This is a genomic window from Pedobacter sp. AC190, from assembly GCF_979258025.1.
Genome location: NZ_OZ409824.1, coordinates 427,758 through 452,946, shown reverse-complemented (window position 1 = coordinate 452,946; position 25,189 = coordinate 427,758). Strand labels below are relative to the sequence as shown.

Here is a 25,189-nt window from a genome sequence, read left to right as displayed (position 1 = left end):
GCTTTCCTACTTCGTCACGGCGAGTTGCGAAGCAATCTTAATACATTCGCTAAACTCATAATGTAAAGCTTGTTCATCATTATCGTTTTTTCAATTGCGTCAGCTACAAATTCATAGTAGAAAGATTTAGCTCGCTGAGCAGTTCGTGGTTCTCCACTTCGGCCAAAAGACGACAATATTATTAATGGTCTGGCTTTACGTTCTTTGCGAAAATTTAATGTTTTTTACATTAACTAAACTCGAAGAAACTAAACGACGAGTTGCCATACTTACGGGTTTCGGTATAACCAGGCTGGCTGTTTAATTTCATATTACTTTGGTGCTCTACAACCAGCAAACCATTAGGTTTAAGCAATTGCTGCGCCGCAACCATTACTGGGATTTGAGGAATGTTGGGCATATTGTATGGTGGGTCGGCGAAAATTAAATCGTAAGCGCCTGTCATTTGTTTTAGCAGTTTAAAAACATCACCCTTACGTACTTCAACCTGATTAAATTCGAACTTTTTAGCCGTTGTTTTGACCCAGTTTACACAGCCGTAATCCATATCTACGGCTAAAATACTTTCAGCATCTCGAGAAGCAAATTCAAAGGTTAAATTTCCTGTTCCACAAAATAAATCGAGAACAGAACAACTATCGAAATCAAATTTGTTGTTTAATATGTTGAATAAGGCCTCTTTCGCCATATCTGTTGTTGGGCGAACAGGTAAGTTTGCTGGCGGTTGCAAACGGATTCCTTTTAGCCTTCCACCAATTATTCGCATAAATCTAAAGCAAGTAATCCGCTGAAATAGTGTTGAGGCATATCGGCCAATAACTCACTTTTTTGTTTTCCGGCAGGAAGAAAGAAATAAAGATTGTTAAAATATTTTAAAAGGGTATTGTAGTAATCATCATCCTCATTAATAATGCCTTGCAAATAAACTGGGATAGTATCATTTAAGCCTAGTTGTTCTATTATTAATAGCAAAAAGTAATTAAATTCATCTACCGTTTCGGCCTGATAATGATTTTGGAAGTTAATTTTCTTATCCTTTATGCACAGTAAGTTAAATGATGATGCAGTAAAATCAATTAATAAAGCATCAGTATTGATTTGGCCAAATAACGCCAACAAGGGCGAAGATTGAGAATAAACAATTACTTCCTCAGGCAGCTCTTCTTCTACATTTTTATTTACTGAGAATACCGTGTTAAAACCTAAATCATTATGGCTTTTGGTATGAATTTTACCTTCAGAAATTAAGAAATTTGAATAAACCGATAAATTATCCGCATCAAACCACTCGTTAGGAACAAAAATAAAATTTGAAGTATGAACGGCAGCTTTTATTGTACCATACTTTTGTGATAAGTAGGTATCTGTTTCGAAAGCATTTTTTAAATCTTGCTGCACATCCTCGCAACCCTGCTTATCAAAAATTACATTAATCTCATCCGAATCTTTGTTTATTACAGCATACGAAAAGCTATCATTTGTTATTTTTAACAATAAATGGCAGTTAGCAGATGCATCAGCTTTAAAATTTGGATTAACTAATAAAAGGCTGTTGTTACTCATTGAAACAAAAATAGAGTTTTTTAAGGATTAACTGCAAGCTAAAACATACAAAAGAAATAATCCACAGATAATAAGGAGTAACACAGATCAGTTTTATTATTTTCGGTGACAAATTGTTAAATGACAAACTATTGCTTGAGAATCCAAATGAAAATCTGTGTTTATCTATGTAAATCTGTGGCTAAAACTCCAATAAATCTTTTTACCAAAATCAAACCTTTCGTCTATCAAAAAATCAAAATATTCAGCTTAAATTCGAAACATGAGTTACAAGCCTACTTATAAAGCTGCAAACACCATTGCCGCAACAATTGAACAGCATTTTGTTAGACTGCATAAAAATGCAATAGAACAAGGCGAGATAGATTTGGCTACTCAACCTAATAAAAATATAATTGAAGCTATAATTGATGTGGCCTTTTGGAGCAGCTTGCGTAAGGAGGAAGGTCATTCTCCACGCATTTCAATTGCCTTTTTACCTCCATCGCAAACTTCTAAACCGCTTCATTTTGCAAAGCGATTGGCTTTAAATGCGAACACTTTAACTAAAATTGCTCCTGGAATAGAACGTTCGGGTATTCACTTAGGGGTATGGGAAGAGGATGGTGAGCTTTACATTTGGGGTACTACTTTAAATATTCCAAATTTTTGTTTCGTGGTAGATGTTTCTGAACCTGGTTTAATTGTAATTAAACACCGCAGGATTTATGGTATTGGCAAATTTACTAATGTGGCTGTTTTAAAAGGAGAGCAAATTAGAATTGTTGATGATACCAGTTGTACAAACCGCGATTGTCCGCCGATTTTAAAGGCTTTACTTGATTTAACGGTATTAGCCAGCTGGAACGATCCGATAAATATCCTTATACAGTTTGCCGTTTCTATGCGGGCGCACGGTAGGGGTGGCGCTTTATTAATTGTGCCTAAGGGCGATGAGAAATGGGCCGAATCCATTATTCATCCAATACAGTATTTGGTAGAACCACCGTTCTGTGGCTTATCTAACTTAGCCAAACAAAGTGGAAACCAGAGTGAGATTTTCTCGCAGGGAGCTGTTCGTAGGGAGGTTGACCATTTAGCTGGTTTAACCGCTGTAGATGGGGCGACAATAATTAATGAAGAGTTTGATTTAATCGCTTTTGGTGCAAAAATCGGTCGTGCGAAAGGGAAACCCACTGTTGAGCAAATTGCTTTTTCAGAGCCAATTGTTGGTGGCGAAGATAAAATTTTATACCCAGGGCAATTGGGCGGCACAAGACATTTTTCTGTTGCACAGTTTGTTAACGATCAGCCGCAAGCTATTGGTTTAGTCGCATCGCAGGATGGTCATTTTACGATTTTTAGCTGGAGTACCAAGCAGGATATGGTAATGGCACATAGGATTGAAACGCTGTTGTTGTAATTAGTTTGGTGCATTACATTCTCTCTTAGATTTTCAAAGAATAAAGCGCAGTTTTTTATTTGGGGGTTATTGGCCTCGTTAATTAGGATATTTTATGCATTTTGCTGGAGGTGGCTTTTAAAAGAGCTATTGTCTTTGCCAATTAAACCGTATTGAAGCGGTATACTTTTAAACTGCAGCCACTTTGTTTTTCAGAATGACAGACGTTTTTAAAAGATAAAGCGGAAAGACGGACTGATGAATCCTATAAGAACGGTAAATTGCTTTTCAAATAATTAAAACAGCTGCTATTCAAAACAATTTAATAATAAAATCATTCAATAATACATGTACATCGATAAAAGTCAACTAATTGCCCAAGCTTATGAACATACGCCAACCAAAGAGCAGTTGCTTTTTTGCGAGCGCATGTCGAGGTTTTTGCAAGAGGATGATGAATATAAGTGTTTTGTGTTGAAGGGATATGCTGGTACAGGTAAAACAACTTCGGTTGCGGCTTTAGTAAAAGTGTTGGCTAAATTTAATTTGAGAAGTGAATTATTGGCGCCAACGGGGCGTGCGGCGAAAGTAATGAGCCAATATTCTTATAGAAAAGCATTAACCATTCATAAAAGAATTTATAGAAAGCGTTCTGCGGCATCGCCAGAAATGCAATTTCAAATTGCTCCAAATTTATCGGAAAATACCCTTTTTATTATCGACGAAGCTTCGATGATTGCCGATGAATTTAATGAAACTGGTTCTTCGATTTTAAGAGATTTACTGGAATTTGTTTACAATAAGAAAAACTGTTTTTTGCTTTTTGTGGGCGATACGGCACAATTACCACCTGTTGGTAGCTTGGATAGCCCTGCATTAAACGAACAGTATTTAAAAGATAAATTTGCTTTGCATATCAGTTCGGTAGAGCTTAAGGAAGTTGTTCGGCAGGAAAAGAAGTCGGGAATTTTAGCAAATGCAACCATGCTAAGAAATCAGATTTCGAGGAATCCAGAAAAACCTTTGCCTAAATTTCTGACGAAGAACTACAAAGATATTTACAATATGGCGGGTGCTCGTTTGGTAGAGGGTTTGGAGTATGCTTACCGCAAGTTTGGGATAGAAAATACCCTGGTGGTTTGTCGTTCTAATAAATCGGCTAATGTTTATAACCAGCAAATCAGAGCCCGATTGCTTTATCGAGAAGAGGAACTAACTGGTGGCGACCAGATTATGGTGGTTAGGAATAATTATTTCTGGCTGCCCGATAATGAAGAAACGGCTTTTATTGCCAATGGCGATATGGCTAAGGTAATTCGGGTAAGGGGTGAAGAAGAACGATATGGTTTCCGCTTTGCAGATGCTACATTAGAGTTTTTGGATTTTCCAGCCGCTGGACAAATTAGCTGTAAAGTAATGTTAGATACTTTGAATTTAGAATCGGCTAATTTACCCTACGAACAAAATAAAAAGCTTTTTGATGGCTTAAATGAGGATTATGAACATATCGCTAATAAAAGACAAAGAATGCTGGCGATTAAGGCCGATCCGTTTTATAATGCTTTGCAAATTAAGTTTGCTTATGCGGTAACTTGCCACAAAGCGCAAGGTGGGCAATGGGATGCAGTTTTCGCTGATCAGGGTTATTTAACGGAAGAAATGATCGATTTAGATTTTCTTCGCTGGTTATACACTGCAGTAACCCGAGCAAAAAAAGAGCTATATTTAGTGAATTTTGCGCCACAGCTTTTTGCTAAAACAGCACAGGAGGATTACTTTTAATTTTTTAACAGAAATTAGAATTTTACCATCTAAGGTTTGTCAGAACATCTTAGTTTGTGTTTTTAAATTTTTTACTTGCATAAGATATCAAGCAGGTAGAGAAATTATTCTAGATGTTCGTTTTGAACTAGAATTTTACCATCTAAGGTTTGTAAGAACATCTTAGTTTATGTTTTTAGATTTTTTACTGGCATTATTATATCAAGCAGGCAGAGAAATTATTTTAGATGTTCGTTTTGAATTAGAATTTTACCATCTAAGGTTTGTAAGAACATCTTAGTTGTGTTTTTAAATTTTTTATATGGTAACAATATTAGGATATCGAACAGATAGTTAATTATTTTTTAAATATTCTAACTACATTTTAGAAATAACCAAGTCATACTATGAAATTCGCATTTAGTCTTAAAAACAAATTAAAAATAGCTTTTCTGCTTTTTTGCATCATGTGTTGTACTTTACTTATTCGTTTTTTAGAAGATAAAAGTGTTAAGAAAATAAATGAATCGTTTATTTCTATGTATAATGATCGCTTAGTGCCTGCTACAGATTTATACTTTATTGCCGAAAACTTGTACCATAAAAGTGCCATTCTTCAAGATGCTATGGCCGAAAATGCAGTTCATCAATCTGTTAATATTTCAAAAATTAATAAGCACAACCGCACTATAGATTCGGTAATTAATAAATTTGAATTAACCTTTTTAGTAAAACAAGAAAAGGGTTTTTTAAAAGATTTAAAAGAAGCACTTTCTGCTCAACAAGAAATCGAAAATAGAATACTGAACCTGGCAATTGCCGATGGTAAAAAAGTTTATGAAGCGATTGGTAGAAATGCAGCTGGTAAAACTTTAGATAAGCTATCTGCATTGATAAAAATTCAATCGAATGTTGGGGATGAATTGATTAAAGATTCTAAAATCTTTGTTTCTGGAACCAAAATTTACTCAACCTTTCAGGGGATTTTAGCAATTATAATCGGAATTATGATCGTTTCTATTGTTTCTGCATCAAATGCAGTTAAAATTCAGAACGATAAATTCAATTTGAATTAAAATTAACCACAGATTTTGACAGATAAACACGGAAGATTTTCTATAGATCCGTGTTCATCATTTTGATCTGTGGTTAAAATATTCTATTACTCGGCGTCTTCGTCGGTTAGTAACCTAATCGAATCATCAGAAAGAACAATTAAACGCTCTTTGTATAACGAACCTATTGTTTTTTTAAATGCGCTTTTACTAATCTGAAAACGGTGATAAATTTCTTCAGGAGAGCTTTTATCGCCTAGTTCAATTACACCGCCGCTCTTTTTCAACTCGGCCAACATCATTTCTTTCGAATCTAAAATGTGTCCGTAACCGCTTGGTTGTAATGTCAAATCTATTTTGCCCTCTACACGGATTTTTTTAATCCAGCCTTTACGTTGGTCGCCAATTTGAATGTTATCAAAAACCTCGTTGTGGTACAGCAAACCAATATAAGTATTGTTAATAATCGCATTGAAACCCAAATCGGTTTCTTCAGTTATCAATAAACTCACTTCATCGCCTTCTTCAAAATCGAAGTCTTCTTCCTCAACAAAATCGTACAATTTCGACGAAGCTAATAATCGATCGCTATTTTCATCTAAATACAAGTAAACCACATATTTGTAGCCTTTTTGCATTGGTCTTTTTTGTTCTTTTGTAGGCACGTAAACATCTTTATCGATCCCTAAATCCATAAAAATACCATCGTCACCATCCGAAACAACTTTTAAGAAAGCAAAATCGCCAACCTCTGCATAAGCCTTTTGGGTTGTACCCGTTAAGCGGCCGTCTTTTTGGATGTAAACAAAAACGTTAACGTTATCGCCAATTTCAGCATTTTTGGGTACGTACTGGTAGGGTAAAACGACCAATTTATCGCCATCCGTTAAATTTAAGCCTGCCTCTGTTTTACTTAAAATCCTTAATTCGTTGTATTTTCCTATTTCAATCATAATGTGGGTCAACCATTTTCTTCAATGGTTCTTTACAAAGGTAGCAATGTTTAATTGCAATTGGTTTTTAAATCATTTGAAAAGGTGCTGCAGTATTTCATCGGGGTTTGTAGTCAGGCTGTTCGCTAAATCTTTTTTGGTATCGTTACGGGTTAAAAAATTAGCAAGTGAAACAAAAAAGTATATCGCTACCATCCTGTTTATAATCGAAAGGATTATATATAATGGCAAAAGAACCTACCATTAAAAGTATATATTGTTAGCCAAACACAATACCGTTCGTTTTGCTTTTATAAAAAATTACACGCCCATATCATACTATTCAAAATAAATCGGTTAAATTTGATATTCACAACAGCGTACATTTATTTTTATGGCAAAACCCAAAGAAGCTAAAAAACCAAGTGTTTTTAGCTTGCTTTCATCATACAGAGGCTTAATTTTTCTATTGATTTTATTTGCATTGCTAAGCAACGGTATTAATTTATTACTACCAAAAATTATTGCAAATGGAATCGATTCTTACACCAACAAAACTTTTAATCTCCATTCAATTTTAGTACAGTTTTCTGTAGCAATTGTATTGGTTTTTATTTTCACTTACTTACAAAGTATTGTTCAAACTTATGCCTCCGAACGTGTGGCAAGAGATTTAAGGACTAAACTTTCCGATCAGATTTCTCGTCAAAGCCATGCCTATGTAATTCAATCGAACCCAGCAAAACTGCTAACCAATCTTACTTCCGATGTCGATTCGATTAAAATGTTTGTTTCGCAAGCTATTGTTTCGCTTGCATCGTCCATTTTTTTAATTGTTGGCGCAAGTATTTTGCTCTTAATTATTAATTGGAAACTTGCGCTTTGTGTTATTGCAATTGTGCCCATAATAGGCGGCGCTTTTTTTCTGGTATTAAAAAAAGTCAGGGTTCTTTTTATCAAAAGTCGCGAAGTTATCGATTGGTTAAATAAGGTGATTAGCGAGAGTATTTTAGGCTCCGCTTTAATTCGGGTAATCAATTCTCAACAACTAGAATATAACAAATTCTTAGATGCAAATGCGAAAGCAAGAGATTTAGGCCTATCAATTTTAAGACTTTTTGCAGGTTTAATCCCGATTATTGTATTCGTTGCAAACCTTTCTGGCTTATGTATTTTGGTTTTAGGCGGTCATTTTGTAATTACCAACTCAATGTCTTTAGGAGAGTTTACAGCTTTTAGCAGTTACTTAACCATGATTATTTTCCCGATTTTAGTAATCGGTTTTATGAGTAATGTAATTGCTCAGGCTACTGCATCTTTTCAAAGAATAGAAAGCGTGCTAAATGCGCCCGAAATTAAACACCCAGGAACATCTGCTAATGAATTGATTGGTAACGTAGAGGCTAAAAATATATCGTTAAACTTCGGACAAAAACCAGTTTTAAAATCGGTTAACTTTTCTGCAAAAGCAGGCTCTAAAACAGCTATTATTGGCCCAACTGCTGCGGGAAAAACACAGCTTCTGTATGTATTAACAGGTTTAATTGCACCAAATAGTGGAGAAGTGCTTTTTGATGGGCAGGAAATAAACAGCTACAATCAGGAAAATTTTCATAAGCAAGTTGGCTTTGTTTTTCAGGATAGTATAATGTTTAACATGAGCATTCGTGAAAATATTGCTTTTAGCGATACCGTTACAGATGAATCTTTAGAAAAAGCCATTCAAACTGCCGAGTTGAAGGATTTTGTAGATTCTTTACCCGATAAATTAAATACAATAGTTTCCGAGAGAGGAAATAGTCTTTCTGGCGGACAAAAGCAAAGAATTATGCTTGCTCGGGCATTAGCCGTTAATCCGAAAATTTTATTGTTAGATGATTTTACCGCCCGCGTAGATACCAATACGGAAAAGCGTATTCTGGAAAATATTCAACAAAATTACCCCGACCTTACTTTACTTTCTGTAACTCAAAAAATAGCATCTGTAGAAAATTATGATAAAGTAATCTTGCTTATGCAAGGCGAAATCATTGCAGAGGGAACGCATCAGGAGTTGATTAAAACAAGTCCAGAATACGTTCAAATTTACAATTCACAACAGAGCACCAGCAATTATGAACTACAATCTTAACCAGCTTAGCGAAAAGCAGGAAAAGCAATCTACTTACCAGGCGCTTAAAAGATTGCTTAATCTTATATCCGCTGAGCGGAGAAACCTTTGGCTGGCTTTAATTGCAATTTTAGTTAATTCTGGCTTGCTATTATTAGGTCCGTTATTAATTGGACATACAGTTGATACCTACATTCGCACTAAGCAATTTCATGGCGTTTTAATTTTTGGCGCCATCCTTTTAGGTATGTATATGATTGCAATGGTTACAGGTTATCTGCAAACCAAATTAATGGGTGGCATTGGTCAAAGAATGCTTTACACATTGCGTAATGCAGTTTTTAATAAGCTTCAGGAGTTACCAGTTTCTTTTTTCAACCAAAATAAGGCAGGCGATTTAATTTCTAGGGTAAATAATGATACCGATAAGCTTAACCAGTTTTTCTCCCAATCGTTAATGCAATTTATCGGCAGTATAGTAACGATGGTTGGAGCAGGCTTTTTTCTGTTATCAATCAATTTTAAATTAGGTGCGGCAACACTTAGCCCAGCTGTAGTAATCGTGCTTTTTACTTTGATTTTATCACCCTGGGTGAAAAGAAGGAATGCAAAGAACTTAAAAAGTGTTGGCGGAATGAGTGCTGAGATTCAGGAAAGTCTGAATAATTTTAAAGTAATTATTGCTTTTAACCGTCGCGATTATTTTAGAAAACGCTTCGATGAAGCCAATAAAGAAAATTATAAAACAGCTATTGGCGCAGGCCTGGCAAATAATATTTTTGTACCTGTTTATGGTTTTTTAACCAGTGTAGCGCAATTAATTGTATTGCTTTATGGTATTCATTTAATTTCGATTGGTGAATTTACTATCGGGTTATTAGTGAGTTATGTAGCCTATTGTACCAGTTTTTATAATCCTTTAAGACAGTTGGCTGCCTTGTGGACAAGTTTTCAGGTTGCAATGGCGGGCTGGGATCGAATTTCCCAAATTTTACTGCTCGATACAAACTTAACTCAGGTTGAAGATCAGCAAACCGAAAAATCTGATGCTTTGCTGGAATTTAGAAATGTTCACTTCTCTTACGATGATTCGAAAGAAATTCTGCACAACATTAACCTGCGATTTGAGAAAGGGAAAACCTATGCTTTAATTGGACCTACAGGTGGCGGAAAAACCACAACTGCATCTTTAATATCTCGGTTATATGATGCTACAAAGGGAACTGTTCTGTTAAATGGTAAAGATATTAGATCTTTTTCTGCAGAAGAGCGCACCCAGAAAATTGGATTTATTTTGCAGGAGCCATTTTTATTTACAGGAACGGTTAAAGACAATATTCTTTACGGCAACAGCCGATATAAAGATGCAAGCAATGATGAATTGAAAAAAATTATTCAAGATGCTAATCTCGATGCACTTCTAGCCATTTTTGATGAAGGCCTGGATACTCAAATTACCTCTGGTTCTGATAATATCAGTTTGGGGCAAAAACAGTTAATTGCCTTTATGCGTGCCGTGCTTAGAAATCCTGAATTATTGATTTTGGATGAAGCGACTGCAAATATTGATACCATCACCGAGCAGTTATTAAGCAGTATTTTAAACAAATTATCTAAAGAAACAACTTTGGTAATTATTGCTCACCGTTTAAATACCATCGAAAATGCAGATGAAATTTATTTTGTAAACGAAGGAGAAGTACAAAAAGCTGGAACACTCAACGATGCGCTAAGTATGTTGTTAAAAGGAAAGCGGGTAAGTTAAATCGGAACTAACTACCCACTTTTTATGCTAAGAAAAGCTACTTTTTCAGCTTTAACTTAATTTTCTTGAAGCGGGTCTTAAGTACCAGGAAAAAATAGCTAAACTCGCAATTACTAATGGTACTATGATATGAAACGGAGAATCATTTACAGCTAAATGCGATGCAGATGCACCCGTCATAACAAAGAACACCCCAGCATAAGCCCACTCTTTCAATAGTGGAAATTTAGGTGCCAATATTGCAATAATGGCTAGTACTTTCCATAATCCAATTATCGAAATAAAATAAGTAGGATAACCAAGAGTCTTAAAGCCGTCAACAACTTCTTTTATCTGAAAGAGTTGTCCAATACCTCCAAGCATACAAAAACAGAGTAAGCCCGTTGCAATCCAGTAAAAAATGTTTTTTTTGTTTTTCATTAGTGATTATTTTAATTTGATCAAAAATTCTTGAAGTCTGTCGTGCGCCATATTTAAACCATAAGCAAAAGGCATTTTTAATTGTTCTTGTCGGTGCTCAGCCGATTTGTAGATAATTTGAATGGTTAGTTTGCTTGTTTCTTCTGTAAGTTTTTCGAAATTTAAAAATTCAAGCTGAACGCCAATGGGCATATTTAACATTTCAAATGTTCGAATAATTTGTTGATTTGGAACACATTCGTGGATCGTTCCTTCTGCACTAAATACGACATTACCATTATGGCTTGTTTCGAATTGATAACTGCCATGTTTTTGGCTTTCTAGTTTAAGCACTTTTGTTCCCATCCATTGCGCTACAAACTCGGATTCTGTGTATGCTTTAAAAAGTAGTTCAACAGGTAAGTCAAATGTTCTGGTTATTGTTAAATCCTGTTTGCCTTCTTCAGCAGCTATATTAGTTTTTTGTTCCATTATTTTTTTGATTGATAGTTTTTCATAACCGCTTCCAATTTATTAAATCGATTATCCCACATTTGTCTGAAAGGTTCTATAAAATCAGCAACTTCTTTCATTTTGTTCGCATTTACCTGATAGTGAATTTCTCTTCCATTCTGCTCTTTTTTTAACAGTTCGCACTCGGTAAGAATTTGTAAATGTTTGGAAACTGTTGGCCTTGCGGTATCAAAGTTCGAAGCAATTGCACCCGCTGTCATTGCCTGTGTGGCCACTAATAGAAGTATTGCTCTTCTGGTAGGGTCTGAAATAGCCTGAAATACATCTCGTCTAAAATTCATTATGTAGTTATTTGACTTCAAATATATGTGTAGTTATTTGGCTACGCAAATTTATTTTTCATTATTTTATTTAATCCTGATTTTATTAATCTAATACAAATCAGCACAACATTTTTACTTGCAAGGCAAAGGATTAATCTGCACTTTGCGAATCCAATAAAAATTATCGATGAAAAAATATTTTTCCATTCTGCTATTTTTAGCGCTCTCTATTTCATCTTACGCACAATCTAATTATCCAATTTTTGTTCAGGATAGTTTGAAGTTAATTTCTGCTCAGTTCGAATTTACAGAAGGCGCATCAATTGATAAAGACGGAAACGTTTTCTTTACCGATCAACCGAATGATAAAATATGGAAATACGATATTAATGGCAAACTGAGTTTATTTATGGATAAATCAGGAAGAGCCAATGGAACTTATTTTGATAAACAAGGCAACTTAATTGTTTGTGCTGATGAAAATAATCAAATCTGGTCTATCGATAAAAACAAAAAAGTAAAAGTTCTTTTTTCTGATTATGAAGGTAAAAAGGTAAACGGCCCTAACGATATCTGGTTAGATGCAAAAGGGGGGATTTACTTTACCGACCCATATTATCAACGCGATTACTGGACGAGAAAAACATCAGAAATGGATGGGGAAAAGGTTTATTACCTTCCAAAAGGAAAGAAAAATGCCATGCTTGTTGCTGATGGACTTGTTAGACCAAATGGTATTGTTGGTACGCCTGATGGTAAATTTTTGTACGTTGCAGATCGGGTTGCCGATGTTACTTACAAATATCAAATTAACAGTAATGGTTTATTGAGTAATCGTCAGCTTGTTTTAAAACAAGGCTCGGATGGAATGACATTAGATAGTAATGGAAATATCTATATAACGGGCAAAGGTGTAGATATTTACAAGCCAAATGGCGAAAAGATTGGACATATTAACGTGCCCGAAAACTGGTGTGGTAATATTTGCTTTGGAGGCAAAAATAAAGATGTTTTATTTATAACGGCTTCAAAATCACTTTATAGCATAAAGACCAACGCAAAAGGAGTAGAGTAATTGTTCAGGCCGGGTAAATCTGCGATATAATTCGGCAAACCCCGCCTGAACAATTAATTTTTTAACTGATTTTATTGCATTTATAGATGATTACTTCATCAATTATTGCTTTTGATTCCGTTTGAAAAGCCTTTAAATAAGGTTGATTGTTATGCAAATCTAAGCCCTCTTGATTCGCCCATATTTCATTGAAGATAAATATGTTTTTATCTTCTAATGATTGATGTAAATCGTATTGCAGGCAAGCTTGTTCTTTCCTCGAATCGATTACCATTTCTTGAAGAACATTTTTAAGCACATCTGCCTGACCAGGTTTGGCTTTAATTATAGCTGTTAAGTACACTTTCATTTTCAATTTGATTTTGGATAAATAGTCTGTTTAAATGTTGATTGTAATTTTTTAAATCCTGAAGAATAAATTCATTCTTCATTACATCATGAAAATGGATACTTTCCAAAGGTTTCATTCCTGTAAAGGCATTCATTCTATGAAAACCAAACATTGGGCCTTCATCTACCGAATGCTCGTTGAAAAATTCTCCAGGCAGGGTAAAAGCTTCTTTTGGTGCATTCCAAGAAGTGGTTAGCATATAATGTTTTCCATGCAACATTCCTCCAGTACCATAATTAATTGCTGGGTTTGCAGCCGTACGGCCATCACTGTGGTAAATGCCTGTTTTATGTCCCTGGGTAAAAACAGTATCTATGTATTGTTTAAAACCATGTGGCACCTGAAACCACCAAACAGGAGTATGGTAAATTACTACATCAGCCCATTTGTATTTTTCCACCTCTTCTTCCAGATTATATGGTTGGTTAATATCTGTTGATTTAACTTCAAAGTCTGGGTTATTTTCAAAAAAAGTTATCGTAGCTTCTAATAATGATTTATTAAACTGACCGCCAGAGTGCCCAAAAACCTGCCCTCCGTTTATTACAAATATATTTTTCATTTTATTTTCTTTTTAACTGCACAAAAATACCTGCTATATATCTACTATTAAAATAATATAAATTATACATTTGTATCATAATTATGATGTGTTAACTATGGTAAATTTAGAATGGTTCAGAACTTTTAAAGCAATTTACGAAACGGGTTCTTTAACAGCAGCGGCTGAAAGTCTCTTTATATCTCAACCTGGGGTAAGTTTGCACTTGAGTTCGTTAGAAAGTTATGTGGGCTATAAATTGTTCGATCGGGCGTCCAGAAAAATGATTTCTACTGAAAGAGGGAAGATTCTTTATAACTACGTTCAGGAAGCGATTTGTAAATTGGAAGACGCTGAAAAGCACTTTCATAAAACAACAGAAAAGGATGTTCCTACGATAAGTATTGGTATGTGTTTCGAAACTTTTCAGTTTACACTCGAATCTTATTTGCCCACTTTACCTTTTAATGTAATAATCAAATTTGGCGAATACCCACAAATGTTAGCCGATTTAGATAGCGGCATTTTAGATTTAATTATTACACCACAAAAAGGCGATTATAAAAATTTGCTTTATAAGCCCTTTTTTAAGGAGAAAATTGTAGTTGTTGCTGGTTCTGATACAGAAACTAAAGAATTTCAAAAGTTAATTAAAGCTAAAAACCTTCCAGATATTCAAACCTGGTTAAAAAAACAAACCTGGTATGGTACAGCTGGAGACATGGAGCATTTACGCAGATTCTGGCATATTAATTTTGGTATAAGACCTGATTTTAAACCCAACTACATAGTGCCAAATATGAGTTCGATTTTGCGTTGCTTAAGTGGAGGAAAAGGTATTGCGGTAATTCCGGATTTTTTATCTAAAAAAGAATTAGATTCTGGGCACGTTAGTATATTATGGGATGGTTTCAACAAAATCGAAAATACATTGTATTTTGGAACACGCAAGAAATCAATTTATGAAGAGCAAATAAAAATTGTGCAGGAAATTTTTGAGAAAGAGATGGTGTAAATTTCTTTTCAGTATAAACATAGCCAAAAACTTTGGAAGTCAATGTTTACTAAAGCGGTTCCTGTGTTGCATTGGTCATTCTGAGCGGAGTCGAAGAGTTTCTAAGTTTGGAGAAATAAACATGTGTCCTTCTGCTACGCTCAGGATCACATGTTTATTTTTTTATTAACCTAATCTTCTTCCTGTGTTGATTACGTTTACGCCATTAAAACGGGTAGTTGGACTACCATGAGAAACTGCACTCGCTTGTCCTGGCTGGCCTTTTCCATCAGAAAAAGTTCCACCTAAACGATAATCGTTTTTATCGCAACGCTGAACGCAAGAATTCCAGAATTCCTGGGTGTTAGCTTGGTAAGCTGCATCTTTTAGCATACCCACAATTTTGCCTTCTTTAATTTCGTAAGCCAATTGTGCACTGAATTGGAAATTGTAACGCTGTTGATCGATAGAGTAGGAGTTCCTGCCAAACATATAAATACCTTTCTCTACATTTTTAACCATATCTGCAGCGCTTAAAGCCGCATTTCCTGGTGCCAGAGAAACATTTGGCATTCTTTGAAACTGGATACTATCCCAGCTATCCGCATAACAGCATCCTTGAGATTCTTTTAAGCCTAAAATATGAGCCTGATCGCGGATGGTTTGATAATTAACTAAAATTCCATCTTTAATAATATCCCAGTTGCCACATTTAACGCCTTCATCATCGTAACCTACAGCACCCAAAGAACCAGCTTCGGTTTTATCTGCCAGTATGTTAACCTCTTTACTGCCAAAATTGAATTTCTTAGATTCCCATTTATCAAGTGTTAAAAAACTTGTACCTGCATAATTTGCTTCGTAGCCCAAAACACGATCTAATTCTGTAGGATGGCCAACAGATTCGTGAATGGTTAAGAATAGGTGAGAAGGATCTAAGACTAAATCATACTTACCTGGAGCAACTGGCTTGGCTTTCAGTTTTTCATCAACATGAACGGCAGCTTCGCGTACATCTTCCAAAATATCGTAACGCTTCTTGTACATTGTTACTGGGCCGCCCTTTATTTTTTCTTCATCTTTCGGTTTTAAGTATTCAAAACCCATTCCCATTGGTGCACTTAGCGCATTTCTGGTTTCAAATTTTCCACTTGCAGCATCTGTTTTGGTCAAGGTGAAAGTAGGCCAGATTCTATGAATATCCTGATCGATATAAGAACCATCAGTCGAAGCAAAATACTTCTGCTCATTTATCATAAACAAATTCGAGCTGATAAACTTTGCACCACCTTTCAGGGCTTCACTATTCACATTTAAAAGTAAATCAACCTTGTCTTTAATGGGCACTTCAAAGGCATTAATCTCTACTGGTGTTTTCCAGGCTACTTCACCAAAACCTTTCTGAGCCGCTAATTGAACAGGTTCTTCCATTAGTTTAGAATTTCCTTTTGCAATGGCTACGGCAGCTTCGGCGGCTTTTGCAATGCTGGCGTTATCCATATTGTTTGTGGCCGCAAAACCCCAGGCTCCATTTGCAATAACACGAACACCTAATCCATAAGATTCAGCATTAGAAATGTTTTCGACCCTTGTTTCTCTGGTGGCTACCACTTGATTTAAATACCTACCAATGCGAACATCTGCATAAGTTGCACCCTTACTTTTTGCCGCATTCAATGCAACATCAGCCATTTTTTTCTTCAGGGCAACATCTACAGGTGTTAAAGATTCTTCAACTGAAATAATTTTGCCAAAGGCAGATAGGTTTGGAAGCATGGTTGTACCCACTCCAACACCAGTCATATATAAAAAATCTCGTCTTCTCAATTTGTGTAATTAATTATCAATGTTACTCCTTAATCTATGTTTCCACAGATCATTGTTTTAATATAGTTCCAGTTCTTGGGACAACAATCTCATTAACTTAAGCAGAAAACGAAAAAATACGTTCATTCTGAGCATAGTCAGAGGACATGTATTTTTCCGTTTTCGATCATAGAAAGTCTTCGACTCCGCTCAGACTGATATCAATTTTCCTAAGTTTATTCAACTATTAGATTTTCATTCCATTGCATTTCAGTCGAGATGAATTAAATAGCGTCTGATAATGATGTAAAAGTAAAGTCACGGATTTTCATTGGAGGAATCATACCTGTACCTGTTCTAACTGGTTTTCCTAATGCTTCAACGTTGTTAAGCATAATTACCGGGCTTTCGTTAAACCTGAAGTTTTTAAGCGGGAATTTAATCTCGCCGTTTTCAATGTAGAAAGTACCATCACGGGTTAGTCCAGTTAGTAATAAAGTTTGTGGATCTACCGAACGGATATACCAGAAACGGGTTACTAAAATTCCCTTTTCGGTGCTCTTAATTAAGTCTTCTAAAGATTGATTTCCACCTTCCATTACAATACTGCGGCTAAATGGAATTGGCTCAACATTCTTTTGAGCAGCCCAATATCTAGAATAAGAAAGGTTTTTCACTACACCTTTTTCTACCCATTGCGTTCTTTTTACTGGTAAGCCATCGCCTGTCCAGGTAGAAGAAGGTAATTCAGGGTTCATCGGATCTGAGTAAATGTTTACGTTTTCAGAGAATAATTGTTCGCCTAAACGTGTTCCACCACCTTTTTTGCTCATAAAACTACGGCCTTCATCTGCACTTCTTGCATCAAAACCTCTAAACATATTGCCAAGCATATCGCTTGCAGCTAAAGGCTCTAAAATAACCGTGTATTTTCCTGGTTCGATGGCTTTTGCGCCTGCAGAACCATTTGCTTTACTTGCTGCAATCTTGCTTAATGCAAGCGTATCCATTTTTGCAAGGTCGTTAAAATCTTGCTCTATATAGCCAGAACCTGTTCCCTGCTTATTTCTAACCGTAACCGAGAAAGAAACGTTGGTACCTTTGTTATAGGCAAATAAACCTTTAGAGTTCATTATCGCATTAAAACTTGTGGAGTTTTCTAAGAAACCCGCTGCATCTAAACCTGCGGCTTTAGAAACGCCTAAACTTTTTCCAACCATTTCCGCTCTGGTATCAGGCGTAATTGCTGCGGTTGCTGCATTAAATGTTTTGGATTCTGCAAAAGTTTGTGGGCCTAAAAGTGGCATAAACTCTGGGTTTTCAGGTGCCAGCATGGCCAATTCTTCAGCTCTTTTTACAACTTTTTGTAATGATGCATCATCAAACTCATTTATTGTTGCCGAACCTGTTTTTTTACCGAATGTAGAGCTTACCCCTAAACTCATTACACTAATCTGTCCTGCAGTAGAAACTGCATTACGAGCATAACGAATGTTACCTCCATCAGATCCTCTTAAACTTACTTCGCAAGAATCAGCTTTTGAAAAGCCAATTACCTTCTTTAATATCGCCTGGGCTTCTTCTTTACTTAATATGGCCATAATTATATTTTTCTAGCTGTATTTATAACATTAACTCCATTAAACCTTGTAGTAGCACTACCATGAGAAACGGCACTACTTTGACTTGGTTGACCTTTTCCATCATTAAACGAACCACCTAAACGGTAATCGCTTTCATCGCAAATTGCGTTACAAGAATTCCAGAATTCTTGAGTATTTGCCTGATAAGCCACGTCGTTTAACATGCCAACAATTTTCCCTTCTTTAATTTCGTAGAAAATTTGTCCGCCGAATTGAAAATTGTAACGTTGCTGATCGATAGAGAAACTTCCATCACCGATTATATAAATGCCCTTTTCAACATTTTTAATCATATCATCAACGCTCAGTTTTTCTTTTCCAGCCTGCAATGAAACATTTGGCATACGCTGGAACTGAACATCATCCCATCCTTGAGCATAGCAACATCCGTTTGATTCGGTTAAGCCAATAATGTGCGCCTGATCCCGAATGGCCTGATAACTCACCAAAGTACCATCTTTAATCAAATCCCATTTTTTACATTTAACACCTTCATCATCATAACCTACTGCACCTAAAGAGCCAACCTGAGTTTTATCGGCAACAATGTTTACCTTATCACTTCCGAATTTGAATTTTTTCGATTCCCATTTATCCAGCGTTAAGAAACTTGTACCCGCATAATTAGCTTCGTAACCCAATACACGATCTAGTTCTGTCGGGTGACCAACAGATTCGTGGATGGTTAACCATAGGTGAGAAGGATCTAATACTAAATCATATTTCCCTGGCTCAACAGATTTTGCTTTTATTTTTTCAGTTGCTACACGAGCTGCTTCTTTAACATCTTCAAGCATATCGTAACGACCTTTGTAGCGGGTTACAATACCCGAAACTTTGTCTTCCGGACGGGCGTGCATATACTCGTAACCTTTACCCGTTGGAGAACTAAGGGAGTTACGGGTTTTAAATTTACCCGATTCTCTATCGATTCTGGTTACGTTGAAGTTTGGATAAATACGATGCACATCCTGATCGATGTAAGAACCATCGGTAGAAGCGAAGTATTTTTGTTCGTTAACGGCAAAAATTACCGAGTTAACAAAGTTGGCGCCATTTTGCATGGCAACATCATTAACATTAAGTAACAAATCTACTTTTTCTTTTACCGGAACTTCAAATGCATTAATTTCAATAGGTGTTTTCCAGCTTACTTCGCCATAGCCTTTTTGTGGCGCGAGTTGTACGGGTTCACCGCCAATTTTAGCATTTGCTTTTGCCACAGCAACCGCTTGTTCTGCTGCTTTCGCAATTGCATCTTTAGTTACGTTGTTTGTTGCTGCAAAACCCCAGCATCCGTTAACTAAAACACGAATTCCTACACCGAATGATTCGGTATTAGCTACGCCTTGAACGCGTTTTTCGCGGGTTGCCACAAATTGGTTTAGATAACGACCAATACGGATATCTGCATAGGTTGCACCTTTGGATTTTGCCGCATTAAGCGCCACATCTGCAAGTTCTTTTTTAATTTTCACATCAACTCCATCCAACGCCTGTAAGGGGTCTATGGGAGTTCCGAATGCGGAGAGGTTGGGTAGCATTAAAGCGCCCATACCCATTCCAGACAAATAGAGGAAATCTTTTCTTTTCAATTGGTTCAGTTTAGGTGGTTTACGATTACAAGATAGCCAATTGTGTACTTAATTGGTAAATTTGATTATAACATTTTAGTTTCAATCCGTTATTTGCCTTTTACAATACGCGATTCGTGCCATAAAAAACTTGCAGCTAATAAAAAACCAGCAAAAAACCACCACTTAGATATTTCATTTTGAATAATTTGGTCTGTTATTGCAATTTTATTATTCCTGCGACTGGTGTTTTTTATAAACTGTTGCATTAAATCTGTTTTAGCTTGATTTTTGAGCAATTGCCAATCTTCTTTTTTATAAACATAGAATGATTGATTAACTTGATTGATATAAAGATTATTCCAGCCTTCATTTTGCGGCCACGAAACGGCATCCCATTGAAACGGTAATTCTATATTTTGCCTAGGGCTCAGTTTTATATCATTAATCATTATCGAAGGTGTTTTTCCACCCTCCTTAAAATCTGCTATAAATCTTATTTTTTGATTGAGAACAGGAAATTGAGGTATGATTTCTACCGTTTGAATCTCTGCTTTTTTACGGGCTGTTTTCGATATAAGGGAAGCCCAATAACTGGCATAATCTGCTTGGTTGCCTGATAAAAGCCAGTTGTAAGTTGCAGATAGTGATGAAATTATAATTTTGCCTGAACCATTAATTCTCCTACTTACCAAAATTTTATTGGTGTTGTCGGTTATCAATGGTTGATCGGTAGTGCTTGCTTTTAAAAATAATGTTTGCTCAAAAGGTAATTTAGTGAGTTTAAAATCTTCATTTTTAATATTCAAGCTAAGCGTTTTTTCTTTGGGAGCGGGCGTTTCGTAGCGACTAATTCTTCCGCTTAATGCGGTTGCAGATTTGGCATTTGAAATTCTGATGAGTAAACCCATTCCATTATTAACCGCCTGATCGATAGATGCACGTTCTTCAACACTAATGGATGCTAATTCTTCTTCATCGATTATTAAAACATCAAATCTTTTTAAAGCAGCGCTGTTAACTCTGTTTAGGCTTAAGCTATCCATATTCAGAAAATCAGAACTATATTTATTTTTGCTAATCTGGCTACGGAAGGCTAAAGGATATTGATTATCGAAAAGCCATTTTTTTAAAAATTTATATTCAAAATCGGGGAATGAAGCCAGGATTAACACTTTCATTGGTGTTTGATCTTCAACCAAAAACGGAACAGGTTCCTTAGAAATTGTATCGTTTCCCTGTAAAGTAATTAATTGATAAACCGCTTTTCCATTTTGTTTTGGCTTGTTTTTAAACGAAAATGGGACAGTTGATTGTGGCTTTATGGTAAGAGAATCAATTGAAAAACCTAATCCCTTAAGCAAAAGTTTAACTGATTTATTACCTGCGTTTTGGTAGGTTCCCTGAACCAGCAAATCGTTTGTTGCCTTTAGTTTTGGTTGCCAGTTAACCGAAATTATGCCTGTTGATTTTGCCGATGGATGAAAGGAAATTTCGTGCCCAGCAGCATCTTTTAATTCAGAATCGGTTAAACCATAGCCATAAATGTTAAGTTTTTGAAAGGTTGGATTGGCCTTTAAAAAATAGGAAAGGTCTGCAATTGGTACGGCCTTGATATTTTTTAATTCAGCTGTACTTGCTGAACCTAAAATGTACTTCTTTCCCTTTATTTTTGAAATTGAATCTGGGTTTGTTCCATTAGTTAATAATACAATTTCATTTGCATTTTGCTGTAAATGAGTTTCGTATTTAATGGGTACGATTAATAATGTAAAACAGGCAACTGCAATTACTGATGCTAAAATTCTCCAGAATAATCGAGATTTGTCGGCTCTGGTAATTTCTTTAAACAAGCAAAATGCAAGTAAAATTAAGCAAACAAGAATAGCGATGTATTTAAATTCCATATCTATTTTCCTGTTTTATTTAAGTTGTTAAAGTAATTTTGATATAAAGAGGCAGCTGGTTTCGAACTTTGCGACAGCGGTTTTTGAAATTCTAATTTTAGCATTTTTTGTATTGCTAATTGTGCTACATCAATATCTTTAACTACGAGTTTATTGCTAATCGATAATTTTCTTAAACTGGTTAATGCCGATAAATAAGTTGCTGGATGATCGGCTGCCGAACCAATCATGTATTTTTCAGTTTCACTCAATAAAAATTTATCTTCAGTGGTAAATTTCTTGCCTTCTTTTCTACTTTCTAAAAGTGCGAGGGTGTTTTTTAAATGGACATTTCTTAATTCCTTCTGCTCGAAACTCATCTTTTGAACAGGCTGTGTAATTTTATCCAGCTCGCCACTCAAACGTTTCTCAGGTTTTAGCGCAGCCGTTTTTACCGTTGTTTTGGCTACATAAGCTCTTGATTTTTGTTGCAAATCTTTAAGCAAACGCAATGCTTTATATTCATAGGGCAAAGCTTCCTGCGGTTTATATGTCCTTAATCGTAATTCAGAATTCCACATTTCTGTTAAAACTGCTTTTAACTGGGCTTTCATTTCTGGCTCAAAGAAAGTTGCATCTTCAGCAATGTCGTGCTTATGCGCATATTTATCCATGATGGCCGTTACATCGCCAAATTTCTCTTCGGTTTGCTTATGGTCGCCATGTTCATCGTGATCATCATGATCGCCACCAATCTCTGTTTCATTTTCTTCGCCTAAAAACTGCCCATACCTTAATCTCAACAGTTTCTGGTCAATTCCAAGATTATTGCTGCGGTTTTTGAAGGCATCGGCTGGAATGGTACTTTGTTCTTTCAGTAATTTTTCGGTATCGATAATAATCTGCCTTTGACTCCTGAAATATTCTGGAACCAGATTTACGCCATTTGTCATGCCCACTAAACTCATCAATTCAGTTGTATCTACAATCGAAACAAAATAAACATCAGAGCGGCTCGATTGACCATGATTATCCATAGCCTTGATGAAAAAATACAACTCATCACCAGGTTTCATGCCCAGGCTTTTCAAATCGATTTGTTTGGTTAAGGATATGCTTTTACGATTTCCAAAATTGGTGTCGAAAGTTAATTTTTTCTCCGTAAAACTTACGCCTTCACCTTTTCCACTTGCCATCGTTGCAGATATAAAAGCATCATTTATGCCGTAATCATCATTTAATGTTGCATTTAAAGTAAATTTTTGTGGCTGTCCAATGTCTATTGTTGTACGCTGTTTGGGCTGCGTAATTTTGATATTGACGGGCAAGTCGGGGATAACCTCTATTTGATATAAATCTGATTTTTTGCCATCTAAATCCAGTTGGTAAAAACCAGCTTTATCAATTGTTTTAGTATAAGAAAAGCCAGTTGAAGCCGAACTATAAGGTTTTAATGTATTTATTTCTTTATCGTTAAATATGATTTTAAGTTTTTTAATGGCAACATTGGTTTCTATTTTCCAGTTAATTTTTGCGCCAGTTTCTGCCTTAATCGAAAATTGTTTTTGTTCGCGGGTGCCTTTTCCAGTATAAGCAGGTGGAATAATTGTTGCGCTGAAATCCGAAATCTCTGGTAAAATATTTTCTTTAATTACTGGATTTAAGCGCTGCTGTTGCGTAACAGCACTAGCTTCTTTTTTTAAAGCGGGAACTTTCGTAATCCCAAAACTTAGTAACACTCCAGCAGCAAGAATTGCTAAACCAAAATATAGTTTTTTTACAGGTTCTTTGGGCTGCGGCAAGGATGGTAAAAGCGTTTCAATTTTACTTCTTTGCAATTGTTGAAGCATCGAAAGCTCCGTTGGGTTCTTTAATAATAAATCGGCACTTTCTTCAAGCTCAGGATATTGGTTATTGATATATCTTGAGATATCTGAATCGGTGGTTTTCCAAATGGGATTAATAAATAAACTGATAACTAAAATTACTGGAAAAACAACGGCAAAAAGCCAGGCCGAAAGCTGGAAAATATAAATACCAAGTGCAGCTATTACAATTGTAATAGCGAGGCTTATGGCAATTGTTCTAATTAAATAAAGTGTAATCCACTTTATTCTTAAATTATGAATCCAATTTTGTCCTTCAGCTTCTAACATAATCTGGTTTTTTTCTGAATGATAAAATACGTTCGGTAGCAAAAATTAAAAAGGCTGCAAACCAGAAAATTGTACTCAAAGGTTCATCTGTTGAAACTTTTAGCTCTTTTTCTATTTTGTTGGTTTGGATATTTTCCTTCTGATTTAAGGGCATTTTTCTCTGGTCGCTTAAGTTATTTTCGAAACCAAACTCACTAAATTTATCGTCTTTAATTATTATTGGCATTAATGCTTTAACAAAGGTTTCATTCCAAACCAATTCATTCCATTGCGGATTTAATCTGCTGTAAAAGTGAAGAATACTTAAACCATTTGTATTTTCTGCTGATAGAATGGCATTACCAAAACCATCGCTCCATATCTTATTAAATGAATGATTAGGGACGATTCGCCTGGTTAAATCAACTATTCCACTATTGGTATTGATAACAGATTTTTCTGAAACAATTTTTCCTGATGCATACTTAAAGATACTTCCGTTTTCCTTTATAGAAGCTTTAAAGTTTTGTGAGATTGATTTTTCTGAGAGCCAAAAACCGACATCAAATGATGCATTTGGCTGATTGATTTGAATTTTTCTTTTGCTAAAACTGGCAATTGCATGTATTGCCGCTTTAATGTATTTACTATCGTTGCTGCCAGCTTCTTCAAAAATGGCTACAGATATTAGAGGTGCATCGTCGCTATTTAATGCTTTATATTCAACAACTGAAGGATTAGAGTTTGCTTCGTATTTTTTGCCAGCAAATTGGGTAATCCAACTGCTTAAAGTATCGGCCTGGTTTACAGGTTTCCAAATTAATTTATAATTGGTTAATGGTAATACATTGCCAAATTGATTTAGATGCTGGCTTGCAAACAAGTAAACCGATGTACCCGCAGGAACCAAATTGTTTAGTTCTTTAAGTAAAGCAGTATGTTTTAGGGCGTTTACAGTCTGTTCTCGTTCAGAAGCTATTGTATCTTTTAAGCTCCGTAAATTAAAACCCAGATTAAAATCGTGTATTTCGTAATTGCGTTTTATTAATGAATCGATTGTTTTACGATTATCTTTAAAAACCTGCGGAAATTTAGATTTTTCGACTAATATCCAGCCGCCTTTGTTTTTTGCATTCAGCGTTTTTTTAATGTATGGTTGCGCTAAAAGAAAAGGAATTAAAATAATTAAGAGGCAGCGTAAAATAAAGAGTAACCAATCAGTTATGCGAAAGCTTTTTGAGCTTACACGAGCACTTGCGCCTAAAAGCGAAATGCTGCCAATTTTTAGTGTTTTGCTTTCTTTAAAGTTCCACAAATGAATTATTAGTGGAATAATTAATGCTGCTAAAGCCAGTAAACCGATGGGATATAAAAACTGCAC

At 35.6% G+C, this 25,189-nt stretch carries 21 protein-coding genes; 7 read left to right on the top strand and 14 right to left on the bottom strand.

The genetic code is table 11. From position 1 onward, the window contains the following. Positions 1-229: 229 nt before the first annotated feature. Entirely contained in the window at positions 230-766 is a 537-nt protein-coding gene (gene rsmD, locus ACZZZI_RS02070) for a 16S rRNA (guanine(966)-N(2))-methyltransferase RsmD (protein WP_316761041.1), read from the bottom strand. Beyond that, positions 757-1,563 carry a DUF3822 family protein gene (locus tag ACZZZI_RS02065; RefSeq protein WP_316761042.1) on the bottom strand — a complete coding sequence of 269 codons (807 nt, stop codon included), beginning with the start codon at positions 1,561-1,563 and terminating at the stop codon, positions 757-759. The genes rsmD and ACZZZI_RS02065 overlap by 10 nt, the downstream gene beginning before the upstream one ends. A 262-nt stretch (positions 1,564-1,825) precedes the next feature. On the opposite strand from ACZZZI_RS02065, the gene ACZZZI_RS02060 reads away from it, so the two are divergent. From ACZZZI_RS02060 to ACZZZI_RS02050, 3 genes are all read left to right on the top strand, one after another. Beyond that, entirely contained in the window at positions 1,826-2,965 is a 1,140-nt protein-coding gene (locus ACZZZI_RS02060) for a putative sensor domain DACNV-containing protein (RefSeq protein WP_344766037.1), read from the top strand. A 327-nt stretch (positions 2,966-3,292) separates the two neighbouring features. Continuing rightward, positions 3,293-4,726, top strand: coding sequence for an ATP-dependent DNA helicase (locus tag ACZZZI_RS02055; RefSeq protein WP_316761047.1), 1,434 nt, complete (start codon positions 3,293-3,295; stop codon positions 4,724-4,726). A 386-nt stretch (positions 4,727-5,112) separates the two neighbouring features. Beyond that, a complete protein-coding gene (locus tag ACZZZI_RS02050; RefSeq protein WP_424057079.1) occupies positions 5,113-5,781 on the top strand; it encodes an MCP four helix bundle domain-containing protein in 669 nt (222 codons plus the stop codon). Between the two features lie 86 nt (positions 5,782-5,867). On the opposite strand, the gene ACZZZI_RS02045 is transcribed toward ACZZZI_RS02050, so the two are convergent. Further along, positions 5,868-6,713 carry a CvfB family protein gene (locus ACZZZI_RS02045; RefSeq protein ID WP_316761052.1) on the bottom strand — a complete coding sequence of 282 codons (846 nt, stop codon included), beginning with the start codon at positions 6,711-6,713 and terminating at the stop codon, positions 5,868-5,870. A gap of 373 nt (positions 6,714-7,086) precedes the next feature. On the opposite strand from ACZZZI_RS02045, the gene ACZZZI_RS02040 reads away from it, so the two are divergent. Both ACZZZI_RS02040 and ACZZZI_RS02035 read left to right on the top strand, forming a co-directional pair. Continuing rightward, positions 7,087-8,823: an ABC transporter ATP-binding protein gene (locus ACZZZI_RS02040; RefSeq protein ID WP_316761055.1), complete on the top strand. Its 1,737-nt coding sequence runs from the start codon at positions 7,087-7,089 to the stop codon at positions 8,821-8,823. Beyond that, a complete protein-coding gene (locus ACZZZI_RS02035; RefSeq protein ID WP_463488477.1) occupies positions 8,807-10,567 on the top strand; it encodes an ABC transporter ATP-binding protein in 1,761 nt (586 codons plus the stop codon). Before ACZZZI_RS02040 ends, ACZZZI_RS02035 begins: the two co-directional genes overlap by 17 nt. Before the next feature lie 51 nt (positions 10,568-10,618). Here the strand turns inward: ACZZZI_RS02035 and ACZZZI_RS02030 are convergent, their stop codons facing one another. The 3 genes from ACZZZI_RS02030 to ACZZZI_RS02020 are packed head-to-tail and all read right to left on the bottom strand — an operon-like array spanning position 10,619 to position 11,781. Next, positions 10,619-10,987: a DoxX family protein gene (locus ACZZZI_RS02030; RefSeq protein WP_316761059.1), complete on the bottom strand. Its 369-nt coding sequence runs from the start codon at positions 10,985-10,987 to the stop codon at positions 10,619-10,621. 6 nt (positions 10,988-10,993) lie between these two features. Further along, on the bottom strand, positions 10,994-11,458 hold the full coding sequence (locus ACZZZI_RS02025; protein ID WP_316761062.1) for an SRPBCC family protein: 465 nt from the start codon (positions 11,456-11,458) through the stop codon (positions 10,994-10,996). After that, entirely contained in the window at positions 11,458-11,781 is a 324-nt protein-coding gene (locus tag ACZZZI_RS02020; RefSeq protein ID WP_344766044.1) for an ArsR/SmtB family transcription factor, read from the bottom strand. Before ACZZZI_RS02020 ends, ACZZZI_RS02025 begins: the two co-directional genes overlap by 1 nt. A 169-nt stretch (positions 11,782-11,950) precedes the next feature. On the opposite strand from ACZZZI_RS02020, the gene ACZZZI_RS02015 reads away from it, so the two are divergent. Further along, on the top strand, positions 11,951-12,838 hold the full coding sequence (locus tag ACZZZI_RS02015) for an SMP-30/gluconolactonase/LRE family protein (RefSeq protein ID WP_316761066.1): 888 nt from the start codon (positions 11,951-11,953) through the stop codon (positions 12,836-12,838). Positions 12,839-12,899: 61 nt separating this feature from the next. On the opposite strand, the gene ACZZZI_RS02010 is transcribed toward ACZZZI_RS02015, so the two are convergent. Next, positions 12,900-13,187: a putative quinol monooxygenase gene (locus ACZZZI_RS02010; protein WP_316761068.1), complete on the bottom strand. Its 288-nt coding sequence runs from the start codon at positions 13,185-13,187 to the stop codon at positions 12,900-12,902. Next, complete coding sequence (locus ACZZZI_RS02005; RefSeq protein ID WP_344766047.1) at positions 13,159-13,791, bottom strand: NAD(P)H-dependent oxidoreductase; 633 nt, start codon at positions 13,789-13,791, stop codon at positions 13,159-13,161. Before ACZZZI_RS02005 ends, ACZZZI_RS02010 begins: the two co-directional genes overlap by 29 nt. A 97-nt stretch (positions 13,792-13,888) precedes the next feature. On the opposite strand from ACZZZI_RS02005, the gene ACZZZI_RS02000 reads away from it, so the two are divergent. Continuing rightward, the gene (locus ACZZZI_RS02000) at positions 13,889-14,785 is read left to right on the top strand and encodes a LysR family transcriptional regulator (RefSeq protein ID WP_463488476.1); all 897 of its coding nucleotides are present in this window, start codon (positions 13,889-13,891) and stop codon (positions 14,783-14,785) included. Positions 14,786-14,950: 165 nt separating this feature from the next. Here ACZZZI_RS02000 and ACZZZI_RS01995 read toward each other — a convergent pair whose 3' ends face one another. The 6 genes from ACZZZI_RS01995 to ACZZZI_RS01970 all read right to left on the bottom strand — a co-directional run bounded on the left by ACZZZI_RS01995 (position 14,951) and on the right by ACZZZI_RS01970 (position 25,189). Beyond that, complete coding sequence (locus tag ACZZZI_RS01995) at positions 14,951-16,591, bottom strand: TldD/PmbA family protein (RefSeq protein ID WP_463488475.1); 1,641 nt, start codon at positions 16,589-16,591, stop codon at positions 14,951-14,953. A gap of 263 nt (positions 16,592-16,854) precedes the next feature. Further along, positions 16,855-18,171, bottom strand: coding sequence for a TldD/PmbA family protein (locus tag ACZZZI_RS01990; protein ID WP_316761079.1), 1,317 nt, complete (start codon positions 18,169-18,171; stop codon positions 16,855-16,857). A 2-nt stretch (positions 18,172-18,173) separates the two neighbouring features. After that, positions 18,174-19,808 (bottom strand): TldD/PmbA family protein, encoded by a 1,635-nt coding sequence (locus ACZZZI_RS01985; protein ID WP_316761082.1) that lies wholly within the window; start codon positions 19,806-19,808, stop codon positions 18,174-18,176. Between the two features lie 89 nt (positions 19,809-19,897). Continuing rightward, complete coding sequence (locus ACZZZI_RS01980) at positions 19,898-21,694, bottom strand: hypothetical protein (protein WP_463488474.1); 1,797 nt, start codon at positions 21,692-21,694, stop codon at positions 19,898-19,900. Positions 21,695-21,696: 2 nt separating this feature from the next. Then, complete coding sequence (locus ACZZZI_RS01975; protein WP_463488473.1) at positions 21,697-23,829, bottom strand: DUF4175 family protein; 2,133 nt, start codon at positions 23,827-23,829, stop codon at positions 21,697-21,699. Continuing rightward, complete coding sequence (locus tag ACZZZI_RS01970; RefSeq protein WP_463488472.1) at positions 23,816-25,189, bottom strand: BatA domain-containing protein; 1,374 nt, start codon at positions 25,187-25,189, stop codon at positions 23,816-23,818. Before ACZZZI_RS01970 ends, ACZZZI_RS01975 begins: the two co-directional genes overlap by 14 nt.